The sequence below is a fragment of the Actinomyces stomatis genome (assembly GCF_031292835.1).
Lineage (GTDB): Bacteria > Actinomycetota > Actinomycetes > Actinomycetales > Actinomycetaceae > Actinomyces > Actinomyces stomatis.
On the sequence record NZ_JASPEP010000013.1, the window covers coordinates 14447 to 27331 of the forward strand.

Here is a 12885-nt window from a genome sequence, read left to right on the forward strand (position 1 = left end):
CGCCGCCGGCCCCGGCCCACACGCGCCACACCACCCCTTCACAACCACACCGAAGGCAGAACCATGCGAATCGGCGTTCCCACCGAGATCAAGGACAACGAGTTCCGCGTCGCCATCACGCCGGCCGGTGTTCACGCACTCACCCGGCGCGGGCACACCGTGACCATCCAGGCGGGCGCCGGTCAGGGGGCCTCCATCCCCGACGCGGAGTACACCGCCGCCGGCGCAGTCATGACCGACGACGTCCCCGGTCTGTGGGTCGACTCCGAGCTCATCCTCAAGGTCAAGGAGCCGATTTCCCAGGAGTATCCGTTCCTGCGCCCTGACCTGCTGCTGTTCACCTACCTCCACCTGGCCGCGGACCGGCCCCTGACCGAGGAGCTGCTCACCAGGCGGGTCACCTCCATCGCCTACGAGACCGTCGAGACCGACACCGGTGCCCTTCCCCTACTGGCGCCCATGTCGGAGATCGCCGGACGCCTGGCCGCCCAGGTTGGCGCGGAGGCCCTGCTGCGCCCCTACGGCGGGGCCGGTGTCCTCCTGGGCGGCGCCGCCGGGGTGCGGCGGGGGAGCGTCGTCATCCTGGGCGGAGGCACCGCCGGCCTGAGCGCCGCGCGGGTCGCCGCCGGCATGGGCGCGGACGTCACCGTCTTCGACGTCGACCCGCTGCGCATGCGCCGGATCGAGGAGCTCGACGGCGGGACCATTCGCACCCGCTTCTCCACCGAGCTCGACGTGGCCCAGGCCTGCGCCGGGGCGGACCTGGTCATCGGCGCCGTCCTCGTGCCCGGGGCCCGCACCCCGAACCTCGTCACGCGTGCCATGGTGGAGACCATGCGGCCCGGTAGCGTGCTGGTCGACATCGCCATTGACCAGGGAGGCTGCTTCGAGGGCTCCCGCCCCACCACCCACTCGGAGCCCACCTTCGAGGTGGACGGCAAGATCTTCTACTGCGTGGCCAACATGCCCGGAGCCGTCCCGCACACCTCCACCTACGCGCTGACCAACGCGACCCTGCCCTACACCCTGGCCCTGGCCGACGAGGGCTGGCGTGGCGCCATCGCGGCGCGCCCCGACCTCGCCCGCGGACTGAGCACCTACGCCGGGACGCTCTACACCGCCGGGGTCGGCCAGGCCCTGGACCTCCCCGCGGCCGACGTCGCCGACCTGCTGGGCTGAGCGATGAGAACCCGTCGCATCCGCTTCGCCAGCAGAACCGACCGCTGGGCGCACGACCTCTACCTGCGCGCCTTCCCCGAGGATGAACGCCTGCCCTGGGCGCTCATCCACGTGCTCAGCCTGCGGCGCGGCGTCGACCTCGTCGCCTGGTGGGACCGGCCCGCCGAGCCGACCCGTGCGGCCCGCCCGGATCCTGTCGCCCTGACCTGGACCGTGCGCCGCCCCGGCTCCCGCCTGCTCTACCTCTTCTACCTGGCCGTCGATGACGCCGCCCGCGGCCGCGGCGTGGGCACCCGCCTCCTGGCCGAGCTCGAGCGCCGTCGCCCCGGCTGCAGCATCGTCCTGAACATCGAGCCCGTCATCGACGAGGCCGACAACGCCGAGCAGCGACGCCGTCGGCTTTCCTTCTACGAGCGGGCCGGCTTCCGCGACACCGGGTACGCGGTCCAGGACTCAACGGGGGAGTACTGGACCCTCGCGCGTGAGGCGCCGGGAACCACCTTCGACCCCGACGACTTCCGCGATGCCCTGCGCTGCCTGGACTGCGGCCTCATCACCGCGCGAGTGGTCCCGCGCCAGCAGACATAGGTGAGACACAGGTTCATCCCATAGTCTCCAGTCATGACAAGGACTCACCACTATAACGGTCTCAAGACCGCCGTCCTCCTGGGCGGCATGTGGAGCCTGCTCCTCCTGATCGGCTACGTACTGGCCCGGGCCACGGGTTCCGCCGTCTGGCTGATCATCGCGCCGGTCTTCGGCCTGGTGCAGACCGCCTACGGCTTCTGGAACTCCGACAAGATCGCGGTGCGCGCCATGGGGGCCATTGAGGTCACCGAGGACCAGCAGCCCCAGATGTACGCCATTGTGCGTGAGCTCTCCGCCGCCGCCGGACAGCCCATGCCACGCCTCTACGTGGCCCCCACGATGAGCCCCAACGCCTTCGCCACCGGCCGCAGTCCCTCGCACGCCGCCGTGTGCTGCACCCAGGGCATTCTCCAGCTCCTCAATGAGCGCGAGCTGCGCGGCGTCCTGGGGCACGAGCTCTCCCACGTCTACAACCGAGACATCCTCACCTCCTCGGTGGCCGCGGGCATCGCCGGAGTCATCTCCTCGATGATCACCATGACCCTGTGGTTCGGCGGCGGCAACCGGCGCGACCGGGACGGTGGCAGCATCATCACCGTCCTGCTCCTCTCCCTCCTGGCGCCCCTGGCCGCCGCCATCACCCAGTTCGCCATCTCCAGGACCCGCGAGTACGACGCCGACCACGACGGCGCCGAACTCACCCAGGATCCGCTCGCCCTGGCCAGCGCGCTCAGCAAGCTCGAGTCGGGTATCTCGCGCGTGCCCATGGGGCAGGACCCGCGCCTCGAGCCGGTCTCCTCCATGATGATCGCCAATCCCTTCGGGAGCCTGCGCAACCTCTTCTCCACTCACCCGCCCATGGACAAGCGCATCGCCCGCCTTGAGCAGATGGCCGGGTACTGACGATGACCCCGACCGTCGTCGTCGGGCTGCCGCGTCCTTCCGGCTGCCGTGTCGGGCTAGCCCCACCAAGGTCTTTCCAGGTGGCAGGATTGGGCGTGGTTCCAGGCCTGAGGAAGATGGGGGTATGAACCGATCAGTATGGGCCGCGCGCTACCGCCGACTCGGCCGGGATGCCGCCTTCCTCTTCCTCAGCGGGCCACTGGGCCTGCTCGCCTTCTGCCTCGTTCTGCCGCTGACCGCAGCCGGTGCGGGCACCGTCATCGTCGGGATCGGCCTCTTCCTCCTGACCTTGGCGTTGAGCATCTCCGGGGGCTTCGCCAACCTGGCCCGTCTCCGTGTGGCGCGTCTGGACGGACGTGAACCCAGACCTGGCGCTTACCTGTCTCCTGTTCCGGGGGCCTCCGCGCGTCGTCGGCTCTTCCGGCGTCTGCGTGACCCTCAGCGCTGGATGGACCTGCTGTGGGTCATCGTCTACTTCCCGGTCTCCCTGGTCACCTGGATCATCAGCGTCGGGTGGCTGGCCCTGGCCGTGGGTGGTTTATTCTCCCCCGTTATCGACGTCATTCTTGAGTTGATTCTTAACGCGACCGTGGGAGACCAGAGCCAGAGTCTGGCCGAGTTTCTGGGCCTGTATCCGCCCCTGCTCTGGGAGATCGGTATCCACCTGAGCGCCGGCGTCGTCTTCTCCCTGACCGCCCCCTTCGTCCTGCGGGGACTGGCCGCCATGCAGGCGGGGCTCATCCACGGCATGCTCTCCTGGCGCAGGGAGGTCAGCCGCCTCGAGCAGATGGCCAGGTACTGATGGCAACCCTGTGCGTCGTCGGCGGACTACCGGCAGTCGGCAAGACCGCCGTCTGCCGGGAGATCCTGCGCCTGCGGGCCGAGGCGCAGCCGCAGAGCCGGCCGCCGACCTGGCTGCGCATTGACACTGTTGAGCAGGCTCTGCGGGACAGTGGTGAGATGCTTCCCGGCATGCCCGGAGGCGCTGGCTACTACGTGGCTGCCGCCGTCGCCCGAGACGTCCTGGCCGCGGGCGGTGAGGTCTTGATCGAGTGCGTCAACCCGCTGCCCGTCACCCGCCGTCTGTGGGAGGAAACCGCCTCGGCCCAGGGATGCCGGTTCCTCGCCGTCGAGCTCGTCTGCTCGGATACGACCGAGCACCGCCGCCGTGCCCAGCGGCGGAGCAGCGACATCGGCGGCCTGGAGCTGCCGGACTGGCGGGAGATCGAGCACCGCGACTACGTTCCCTGGCCCGAGGCCGACCTCCGCCTGGACACCGCCCGACTCACCGCCGCCGAGGCCGCCCGGGCCGTCATCAGCGCGGGAAGAGTCACCGGCTAGTTCTGCGGGCCTAGGCACAGGGCGATGTCGGCCCCAATGCTGGAGTCGTAGCGACCGCCGTTGGACGGTATGCGGCGCATGTGAAACTGGTAGACGGTTTCGGGCTCAGGGGTGCCGGCCTTCTTACAGAGCTCGGCGTAGTGGTCGTACGCCGTCTGGTCCGTGGATGACTCGCTGACATCCTTGAGAACGGCCAGCACTGGATAGGCTCCGGAGCTCGCGCAGTCGGTGATGACTGCTTCCTTCTCCAGGCGCGCCTTGTCATTGATGACGACGCAGTCACCGGTCTGGACACGGTTGACCGCGTGCTGCGGATCCGCCTCCGGGTCGGCCAGGCACAGAAAGTCCTCCCCGGTGTCGTAGACGCTCGTGGTTCCGGGGATGGGAACGCACCTCTCCGGTTGATTCACTCGCCCCGTCACCTTGAACTCGGCTTCAGCGGAGGTGCAGCTGGTGATGGAGGGGTCGTTGCTCGAGGTGACGACCTTCGCCAGACAATGACCAGTCTTCGCGTTCTCGATCGAGGAGGAGGTGGCTATCCACCAGCCCATGAGGCCCAGAGCCGTGAGCATGGCGGCTCCGATACCGGTGGAATGAGGATCCGCGCCCACATCCTTGGACGATGCGGCTGCTCGGACAGCGGCATCTGTGGGAAGAACTGCGCCGGCTGTGGCGAAGTCTGCGGTGAATGAGTGCTCATGGGACGCTTTCGGAGAAGGGCGATGAACTGTTGCACGAGGACAACCCCCGGATACTAACCGGACGGCAGTGTCCGTGCCGCCGTTGGCGGTGCCTTCGCCAGTGATGATGAGATGGGGGAATGGACAGTCTGCTCCTGAGCGACAACGACATCGCCCGACGTATCCAGGGTGCCGTCGAGGCCGGTGAGCTGCGCGGCGTGAAGGCAGGACCGATTGTGCGGCTAGGAGCCGGAGAGAGCTACGTTGCCTGGCGAATCGGCTCCGGTGACCAGGCGCAGGTCCTGCGTGTTCCCCGGCGCTCGCCCCATGAGATGCCCCGCTCGATGACGGCCGAGTTCGAGACCCTCAGACGCGTCCCGCCCGAGCTCGGCACCAGTGCCATAGCCCTGGAGACCGGTACCGACAACCCGCTCGGCATCCCCTACATGGTGACCACCCACGTTTCCGGTCGGGCCCTGCGCGCCACCGACTGGAACCCGCGGCTCGCGACCGCCCTCGCCCACCAGATCGCCCGCCTGCACGAGGCTCTTGCTACCAGTCCCGCACCGTCGGCCGTGTTTGTGCCGAGTGCCGGCGAGCAGGGGGAGGAGCTGCTGACCTGGTGGGGCAGGCACCACCCGGAGACACTCACCGATCCACGCGTCAGTGCACTCCTACCCGCCTGGTGCCGCGAGCTCACCCGACTCGCCCCGGCTTTCGAGGCCGTCCCCATCCACCCGCTCATCCACGGTGACGTCGTCGTCACCAACGTCATCCTCGGCCCCGACGGCGTTCCACGACTCATCGACTTCGAGTGGTCGGGCCCCGGCGACAGAGCCAAGGACCTGGCCCTCATCGGTGGCCGAGTGATCGGCGGACCCTGGTACCTGCCCATGACGCCCGACGACGTCGCCGCCTTCGTCGCCGAGTACGTGCGGCTCGCGCAGGACGCCGGTGCCACTGACCCGCAACGGCTGCTGGAGCGCCGCGACGCCTATGAGCTCCTCGACCGCCTGGGAAACCTCCTGTACTGCCTCAGCCGCCCCGGTGAGGCCCGCTATGGGAGGTGGGCCGATGAGCTCGCCCACAGCCTGACCGCACGACTCGGTGGCTGAGCCGCCCGCTGCCTCAAGGCCGTGTCGGGCTAGCCCCACCAAGGTCCCGCCAGGTGGCAGGATTGGGCGTGATTCCAGGCCTGAGGAGGATATGAGGCATGAACCGATCGATATGGGCGGCGCGCTACCGGCAGCTCGGCAGGGACGCCGCCTTCCTCCTCCTCAGTGGGCCACTGAGCCTGCTCGCCTTCTACCTCGTCGTGCCGCTGACCGCCCTCGGCGTGGTCACCACCATCATCTGGGTCGGGCTGCTGCTGCTCGTCGTCGACCTGAGCATCGCTGGGGGCTTCGCCAACATCGCCCGCCTCGCCGTGGCGCGCGTGGACGGACGCGAGCCGGTGCCCGGCGGCTACCTCAAGTCCGAGCCGGGAGTCTCCGCACGCCGTCGGCTCTTCCAGCGCCTGCGCGACCCCCAGCGCTGGATGGACCTGCTGTGGGCCGTCATCTACTTCCCAGTCTCCCTCATCACCTGGATCATCAGCGTTGTGTGGCTGGCCCTGGCCGTGGGCGGCCTGCTGGCCCCCATCGCCGATATCACTCTTGACCTGGTCCTCGACCCGACCATCGGACAGCAGCGTCAGGGACTGGCTCATCTTCTGGGCCTGCAGCCGGAGCTGCTCTGGGACATCGGATTCAACCTCACCTGCGGCTTCGTCTTCTCCTTGACCGCCCCCGCCGTCCTACGGGGCCTGGCCGCCATGCAGACGGGTCTCATCCGCGCCATGCTCTCCTGGCGCAGCGAGGTCAGCCGCCTCCAGACCTCCCGGGCCGCCGTCCAGCGCGCCGAGGCCGACACCCGCCGCCGCCTCGAGCGCGACATCCACGACGGCCCCCAGCAGCGCCTCGTGCGTCTGCGTATGGACCTGGCCCGGGCCCAGCGCCAGGCCGAGAAGGATCCGGCGGCGGCGTCGGCGATCATCCAGGGCGCCATGGATCAGACTCAACAGACCCTCGACGAGCTGCGTCAGCTCTCCCGTGGCATCGCCCCACCCGTCCTCATCGACCGCGGCCTAGCGGCAGCCATCACCGAGGCCGCCACCCGCTCCTCCGTCCCCGTCACCGTGAGCACCGAGCTGCCGGACCTGCCCGACCATGTCTCCCAGGCCGCCTACTTCGTGGTCAGCGAGGCGCTGGCCAACCTCAACAAGCACTCCGGGGCCACGGCCGCCGGCGTCGATGCCCGCGTCGTCGACGGCGTCCTGCGCGTGAGGATCAGCGACAACGGCATCGGAGGGGCCTCGACCGCCAAGGGACACGGCCTGGCCGGCCTGGTTGAGCGCCTCAGCGGTGTCGACGGTAGGCTCACAGTCACGTCCCCGACCGGCGGGCCGACCACACTGGAGGCGATGATCCCGTGCGCGTTCTGATCGCTGATGACTCCGTCCTCCTGCGGGAGGGACTGGCACTCATCCTGGCCGACGGCGGCCACGAGGTCGTCGGGGGAGTGGGGGACGGTGAGGCCCTCGTGAAGGAGGCCCTGCGGCTGCGGCCCGACGTCGTCGTCGCCGATATCCGCATGCCACCCTCCCACACCGACGAGGGCCTGCGCGCCACCACCCGCATCCGCGCCCAGTGGCCGGGTGCACCCATCCTGCTGCTGAGCCAGTACGTCGTCGCCGGCTACCTGCCCGACCTCCTGGCCGACGGCGGCGGGGCCCTGGGCTACCTCCTCAAGGACCGGGTGGGCGACATCGACGCCTTCCTCGGCGCGGTCGAGCGGGTGGCGCGCGGTGAGCTCGTCCTGGATCCCGACGTCGTCTCCCAGGTCCTCCAGCGAGGCCGGCGCGACGACCCGCTCACCGAGCTCACGCCCCGTGAGCGGGAGGTCCTGGCCCTCATGGCCGAGGGTCACACCAACGCCGGCATCGCCGAGATCATGGTGGTCACCGAGGGGGCCGTGGAGAAGCACACCCAGCGGATCTTCGCCAAGCTCGGCCTGCTGCCCGACGCAGCCGTCCACCGCCGCGTCAAGGCCGTCCTGACGCTGCTGTCGGCCTAGCGGCAGGGGCGGGTGCCTCAGCGGTAGTTGACGAACTGGAGGGCGGCGTCGACGTCGAGGTTCTTCAGCAGGGCGATGACCGCCTGGAGGTCGTCGCGGGACTTGGAGGTCACGCGCACCTCGTCGCCCTGGATCGTGGCCTTGACGCTCTTGGGGCCCTCGTCACGGATCGCCTTGGTGATCCTCTTGGCCACCTCCTGAGTGAGTCCCTCGCGCAGCGGGCAGGCCAGACGATAGATCTTGCCCGAGGGGCGCGGCTCCTTGTCTCCCAGGTCCAGGGCCTTGAGGGAGACGCCGCGGCGGAAGAGCTTGGACTCCAGGACGTCCAGGATCGCCATGACCCGCTCGGCCGTGTTGGCCTCCAGGGTGATGGTGTCGCCCGACAGGCTCACGGAGGCGTCGACACCGCGGAAGTCATAGCGCTGGGAGATCTCCTTGGCGCACTGGTTGACGGCGTTGTCCACCTCCTGGCGGTCGAGGCGGGAGACGACGTCGAAGGAGGAGTCATTGGCCATGGCGGCAGTCCTTTCCGGGGGCGGGACTTCAGTCGACCCGAGTCTAGGCGGGTTGTTCTGTGAGGAGGGTCCTACGGGGGCGATTGGCGCTGCGCGCCGCTGCCTTGCTATTCTTCCACGGCGCCAAGCGATGACCGGGAGGTCGGAGCATGGAACCAAGGCGGGTTGCCCGAGCGGCCAATGGGAGCTGACTGTAAATCAGCCGCGTAATGCTACGGGGGTTCGAATCCCTCACCCGCCACGGCGATCACTCGTTGATCCCACCTCGCCAACCCGGCGAGGCCCGCAGTGAGCGAAGCCACGGCGGAACGAATTGCCAGAGCGATTCGGATCTGCCTAGGATTCGGCTCGTTGCCCCGATAGCTCAGTCGGCAGAGCGTCTCCATGGTAAGGAGAAGGTCAAGGGTTCGATTCCCTTTCGGGGCTCTCACAGCGGGGGCCACTGGCCCCCATTGTGTTCCTATGGCGAGGTAGCTCAGCTGGTTAGAGCGCACGACTCATAATCGTGAGGTCGAGGGTTCGAGTCCCTCCCCCGCTACGCAAGCTTTCGAGTACAGCGTTCCGTCGCATGCTCGAGGATCGACACGAGGAGACAAACGTGGCCAGCAAGTCCGCCGACGTTCGCCCCAAGATCACTCTGGCCTGCTCGGAGTGCAAGGAGCGCAACTACATCACCAAGAAGAACCGTCGGAACACCCCCGACCGTCTCAGCATCGCCAAGTTCTGCGCTCGCTGCGGCAAGCACACTGAGCACCGCGAGACCCGCTGAGAATCGCCTAGCGATCGCGGTTGCAGCCGCCTTGCGACCGCGGAGCGAGCCCCGTCGACACGATGTCGGCGGGGCTTCGTCGTCTCCTCGGGGCCGGCGCCTAGCATCGGAGGGGTGAACGGTCTCAGCCTCTGTGACGACGCCCTCGAGCGGCTCGCAGCAGTTCTGACCGGGATACTCGCAACCGGCTCCTCCGAGTCCTCGTCCTGCGAGACGCACCACCGGGCCCTGCGTGGGGCGGCAGGGATTCTTCCCGCTGTGCAGGCCATGCATCAGGTCCAGGGGTGGGTGCGGGACCATCGGGGTGACGCCGCCTGGGAGGGCCTGGTGCACCGCCGTTGCCGGATGAGCGCGAGCCCGGCGGGAGCCGAGGCGGCCACGGGGCGTGCCGTGCCCGATGGAGTATCGATCCGGCAGGTCGAGCGCGCGGGGTGGGAGCTCATCCAGGCGACGGTCGAGGTGTCGATGACGGGCCGGCGCTGGTGCGTGACCCACGAGCTCGCCCGCCGTACCCGGTCGCCTCAGGCGGACGCCGTCGAGAACGGGAAACTCACGGCCTCCGGGGATGGATTTGATACGCTATCTGATTCCAGCTTCTACCGGCTCTCCTACGCTGATATCGCCTCCTGGGCGGAGGTCAGCGGAGATCGGAACCCCATCCATCTCCTGCCCGGCAGAGCATCCGAGGCTGGGCTGTCGGCCGGTTCCGGTGAGGTCGTCGCTCATGGCCTGCTGCTCGGGGCGATCAGTCTCGCACTCGTCGAGTCTTCGCCTCGACGGCAGATAAGCCTGGTATTCATTGGTTCTGCTGATGTTCCTGAGTCCGAGTGCGGCGCGGAGGAGCTGTGGGTGACGCTCGCTGTTGATCCCACCAGTGGAGACATCGCTCAGGGGCGGCGGCCCATCCTGCGGCGTCGATGACGCTGCAACCCCGTGACCGCTGCCGGAGGACGACGCAGGCGCCCCATTCCCCCTATCGCCGCATGAGGGAATAATGATTGCCTGCTGGAGGGAATTTTGACGGCGATTCATTGTTGTCTTGAAGGATGTGAGATGAGAAGGTGGAAACGAATTGTCAGGCACTTCCCAATCATCGGTCAACGGGGATGATAGCGTAACAAAGGTGGGTATTTTGATTGTCAATCTGACGTATGTCAGGTGACATGAAGTCAGTGTCCGAATTGTTTTCCCGCACGAGTTCCAGTTTCCTGAATCCGCTGAGCAGCAAGGAAAAGTGGGGGTGTGACATGTGTTTTCAAGGGTGTCCGATGTTGTGGGGCACTGCGCTGGGGTGCTGGGGCTCCGACCGAGTGTGATAAAAAAGAAGCAGAGCCGCGCTTGTGTGAAAGCTAAAGGCAGACAACAAGTTCGCGCTTGAGGGTTCACGGCCTATCCGGGTCGGTGCTGAGAGGAGTCGATAAAGGTGATTACCGCAGAGCGGACGATGGTGGAGACGACGGCCTACGCCGAGGACGTTGAGATGACGTGGACTCAGAGCGATCAGGAGGCCGTTGAGGCCACCTACAACCAGGAGTCGGCCGGTTCGCCCGAGCGCGGCCGGGGGCTGGTGGGCGGCTGCGGCCAGGAGCCCACCTCGAGCTGCGGACAGAACGACTCCTTGGAGCAGGAGGGCTTCCGTCGACTCGATGAGATCGAGATGGATGCCTGGCGGTCCTTCCTGGCAGCCTCCACCTCGGTCACAGCCCGCCTCAACCGCGAGCTCGAGGCCGGATGCGGCATCTCCATGCACGAGTACGAGATCCTGGTGCGCCTGTCCGAGGCGCCCGACCACACCCTGCGCATGTCCACTCTTGCCGAGCACGTCTCGCACTCCCGCTCGCGGCTGACTCATACGGTCCGGCGCTTGGAGAGCGTGGGGTACGTCGAGCGCAGCTCCTGCGACTCCGACCGCCGCGGCGTCAACTGCACCTTGACTCAGGAGGGCTTCGACTTCCTGCGCGAGGCGGCTCCGGTGCACCTCGACGGCGTGCGCCGTCACGTCGTCGACCGCCTCAGCCGTGAGCAGCAGGTCGCCTTGGCCGAGCTCATGCGAGTCATCGCTCAGGCCCCGGACTCCTCCGGGTTCTCGGCGGCCTCGGCCTCCTGACGCTCCTGCGCGATCAGTGGGCGTCGTCAGTCGGTTTCGCCACCGGCGGCGGCGCCCACAGGTCTGTCCAGAGCACCTCCAGGTCCGTCAGAAGTCGGCGCAGCAGCGGCAGGGAGATACCCACGACGCCGTGGGGGTCGCCATCGATCCCCTCGATGAAGGCTCCGCCCAGTCCATCGATGGTGAAGGCGCCGGCGCACCACAGCGGCTCACCGGTGGCGATGTAGGCCTCGACCTCGGCCGGCGACGGGGAGCCGAAATGGATGGTGGCCGAACTGACCCCCTCGGCGATGGCGCCGTCCGCAGTGCGCACCAGGAAGTGCCCCGTGTGCAGGGTGCCGGTGCTTCCGCTCATCATCTGCCAGCGCTCACGGGCTTGAGCGGCATCGGCCGGCTTGCCGACGACCTGGCCGGAAATCTCCAGCATGGAGTCGCAGCCCACGACCACCTCGGCCTCCTGCGGGTCGGTGGATGCCATGACGTCGAGCGCCTTGGCCCGAGCCAGGGCCTGCACCTGCTCGGCCGCGCTCGGGGCGGTCAGCCCGGCGTCGCGGCGCCGCTGGAACAGCTCGCCGAGCACAGCCTCCTCATCAACGCTGGAGACTCGCACCAGCGGGTCGACGCCGGCGGCTCGCAGGGTGGCCAGGCGGCCGGATGACTTCGAGGCCAGAAGAATCACGCCGTCAGCCTATACGGGCCGGTAGGCTCGGACCATGAGCCCAGGCGGTAGCCCCTTCTCACGACTCGACACCGTTCCCGTCACCGGATCCACCCAGGACGACCTGCGCGCGGCCCTCACGGGGCCTGAACGCGGAGCCTGGCCGCACCTGTCGGCACTCCGCGCGCTGAGGCAGACCGCAGGCAGGGGGCGATCCGGACGCACCTGGGTCACCCCCGACGACGGTGGTGCCCTCCTGGTCTCCGTGGTCCTGCGGCCCCTCGTTCCCGTTGACTGCCTGACGTGGCTGCCGCTGCTGGGTGGCATGGCCGTCCGCGATGCTCTGGCTCCCCTCGTCGAGGATCTGCCCTGGCGGGTGGGGACCAAGTGGCCCAATGATGTCGTCGCCGTGCCTGATGACCCAGCAGTCGTGCCCGCGGTACCCGGCTGGGCCGGCACGCGCAAGGTCGCCGGCGTCCTCAGTGAGCTCGTCACTCCGGAAGGCCCCGACGGGTGCGCGCCTCGGGAGCTCGCACCCGATGCGGTTCCCGCCGACCGTGACGAGGCTCCGATGGTCATCCTCGGCATCGGCGTCAACATCGGGCAGGAGGCTGAGGATCTGCCGGTCCCCTGGGCCGGCTCCCTGTGCACGCTCGGTGCCGTCGGCGCGGGCGGTGGAGGTGCGTGCGCGGACACTGCGGAGGCTGTTCTCGCGGCGATCGGCCATCAGCTGGTTCAGCTCATCGGTCAGTGGGAGGAGGCCGGCGGGGACGTCGACGCCGGGGACGGCGCACTCGGGCGCAGGCTGCGCGAGGCGCTGACCACCCTGGGGAAGCAGGTCAGTGTCCAGGCTCCTGACGGTGAGCTCAGCGGGCTCGCCGTCGACGTCACCCCCGCCCTCGTACTGCGCAATCAGGGCGGTGACACCGAGGTCCGCGCCGGCGATGTGACCCTCGTGCGTGTGAAGGGCTGAGTGCCAGGAGCCGTGAGAACCACGAACTCGTTGCCGCTCCATGTGGTCGGTCGCTCAA

At 68.3% G+C, this 12885-nt stretch carries 15 protein-coding genes and 3 tRNA genes; 15 read left to right on the forward strand and 3 right to left on the reverse strand.

The window, feature by feature from the left end; all coding sequences use genetic code 11:
* The first annotated feature begins 63 nt into the window (after positions 1 to 63).
* From ald to RIV12_RS08155, 5 genes are all read left to right on the forward strand, one after another.
* Complete coding sequence (gene ald / locus RIV12_RS08135; protein WP_309323107.1) at positions 64 to 1179, forward strand: alanine dehydrogenase; 1116 nt, start codon at positions 64 to 66, stop codon at positions 1177 to 1179.
* A 3-nt stretch (positions 1180 to 1182) separates the two neighbouring features.
* Positions 1183 to 1767 (forward strand): GNAT family N-acetyltransferase, encoded by a 585-nt coding sequence (locus RIV12_RS08140; protein WP_309323109.1) that lies wholly within the window; start codon positions 1183 to 1185, stop codon positions 1765 to 1767.
* Positions 1768 to 1800: 33 nt separating this feature from the next.
* Entirely contained in the window at positions 1801 to 2670 is an 870-nt protein-coding gene (gene htpX / locus RIV12_RS08145; protein WP_309323111.1) for a zinc metalloprotease HtpX, read from the forward strand.
* A 124-nt stretch (positions 2671 to 2794) separates the two neighbouring features.
* On the forward strand, positions 2795 to 3472 hold the full coding sequence (locus tag RIV12_RS08150; protein WP_309323113.1) for a sensor domain-containing protein: 678 nt from the start codon (positions 2795 to 2797) through the stop codon (positions 3470 to 3472).
* Positions 3472 to 4011 (forward strand): P-loop nucleotide/nucleoside kinase family protein, encoded by a 540-nt coding sequence (locus tag RIV12_RS08155; protein ID WP_309323115.1) that lies wholly within the window; start codon positions 3472 to 3474, stop codon positions 4009 to 4011. The genes RIV12_RS08150 and RIV12_RS08155 overlap by 1 nt, the downstream gene beginning before the upstream one ends.
* On the opposite strand, the gene RIV12_RS08160 is transcribed toward RIV12_RS08155, so the two are convergent.
* A complete protein-coding gene (locus RIV12_RS08160; RefSeq protein WP_309323117.1) occupies positions 4008 to 4622 on the reverse strand; it encodes an LppU/SCO3897 family protein in 615 nt (204 codons plus the stop codon). The two genes, RIV12_RS08155 and RIV12_RS08160, sit on opposite strands and share 4 nt — an antisense overlap.
* Positions 4623 to 4831: 209 nt before the next feature.
* On the opposite strand from RIV12_RS08160, the gene RIV12_RS08165 reads away from it, so the two are divergent.
* The 3 genes from RIV12_RS08165 to RIV12_RS08175 all read left to right on the forward strand — a co-directional run bounded on the left by RIV12_RS08165 (position 4832) and on the right by RIV12_RS08175 (position 7805).
* Entirely contained in the window at positions 4832 to 5806 is a 975-nt protein-coding gene (locus RIV12_RS08165) for a phosphotransferase family protein (protein ID WP_309323119.1), read from the forward strand.
* A gap of 98 nt (positions 5807 to 5904) precedes the next feature.
* Positions 5905 to 7173 carry a sensor histidine kinase gene (locus tag RIV12_RS08170; protein WP_309323120.1) on the forward strand — a complete coding sequence of 423 codons (1269 nt, stop codon included), beginning with the start codon at positions 5905 to 5907 and terminating at the stop codon, positions 7171 to 7173.
* Entirely contained in the window at positions 7161 to 7805 is a 645-nt protein-coding gene (locus RIV12_RS08175) for a response regulator (RefSeq protein WP_075417056.1), read from the forward strand. Before RIV12_RS08170 ends, RIV12_RS08175 begins: the two co-directional genes overlap by 13 nt.
* Positions 7806 to 7822: 17 nt before the next feature.
* Here RIV12_RS08175 and RIV12_RS08180 read toward each other — a convergent pair whose 3' ends face one another.
* A complete protein-coding gene (locus RIV12_RS08180) occupies positions 7823 to 8320 on the reverse strand; it encodes a YajQ family cyclic di-GMP-binding protein (RefSeq protein WP_075417057.1) in 498 nt (165 codons plus the stop codon).
* Positions 8321 to 8479: 159 nt separating this feature from the next.
* Here RIV12_RS08180 and RIV12_RS08185 point away from each other — a divergent pair.
* From RIV12_RS08185 to RIV12_RS08210, 6 genes are all read left to right on the forward strand, one after another.
* Positions 8480 to 8561: transfer RNA gene (locus tag RIV12_RS08185), tRNA-Tyr, on the forward strand.
* Between the two features lie 112 nt (positions 8562 to 8673).
* Positions 8674 to 8746 (forward strand) — tRNA-Thr (locus RIV12_RS08190).
* Positions 8747 to 8784: 38 nt separating this feature from the next.
* A tRNA-Met gene (locus RIV12_RS08195) sits at positions 8785 to 8858 on the forward strand.
* A gap of 60 nt (positions 8859 to 8918) precedes the next feature.
* Positions 8919 to 9089 (forward strand): 50S ribosomal protein L33, encoded by a 171-nt coding sequence (gene rpmG, locus RIV12_RS08200; RefSeq protein WP_003779904.1) that lies wholly within the window; start codon positions 8919 to 8921, stop codon positions 9087 to 9089.
* 114 nt (positions 9090 to 9203) lie between these two features.
* Positions 9204 to 10010: a MaoC/PaaZ C-terminal domain-containing protein gene (locus tag RIV12_RS08205; protein ID WP_309323122.1), complete on the forward strand. Its 807-nt coding sequence runs from the start codon at positions 9204 to 9206 to the stop codon at positions 10008 to 10010.
* Positions 10011 to 10512: 502 nt separating this feature from the next.
* Entirely contained in the window at positions 10513 to 11196 is a 684-nt protein-coding gene (locus RIV12_RS08210) for a MarR family winged helix-turn-helix transcriptional regulator (RefSeq protein ID WP_309323124.1), read from the forward strand.
* Positions 11197 to 11209: 13 nt separating this feature from the next.
* On the opposite strand, the gene RIV12_RS08215 is transcribed toward RIV12_RS08210, so the two are convergent.
* Positions 11210 to 11875, reverse strand: a complete 666-nt coding sequence (locus tag RIV12_RS08215; protein WP_309323126.1) for a Maf family protein — start codon at positions 11873 to 11875, stop codon at positions 11210 to 11212.
* Positions 11876 to 11909: 34 nt separating this feature from the next.
* On the opposite strand from RIV12_RS08215, the gene RIV12_RS08220 reads away from it, so the two are divergent.
* Positions 11910 to 12827 carry a biotin--[acetyl-CoA-carboxylase] ligase gene (locus RIV12_RS08220; RefSeq protein ID WP_309323128.1) on the forward strand — a complete coding sequence of 306 codons (918 nt, stop codon included), beginning with the start codon at positions 11910 to 11912 and terminating at the stop codon, positions 12825 to 12827.
* Positions 12828 to 12885: the final 58 nt, after the last annotated feature.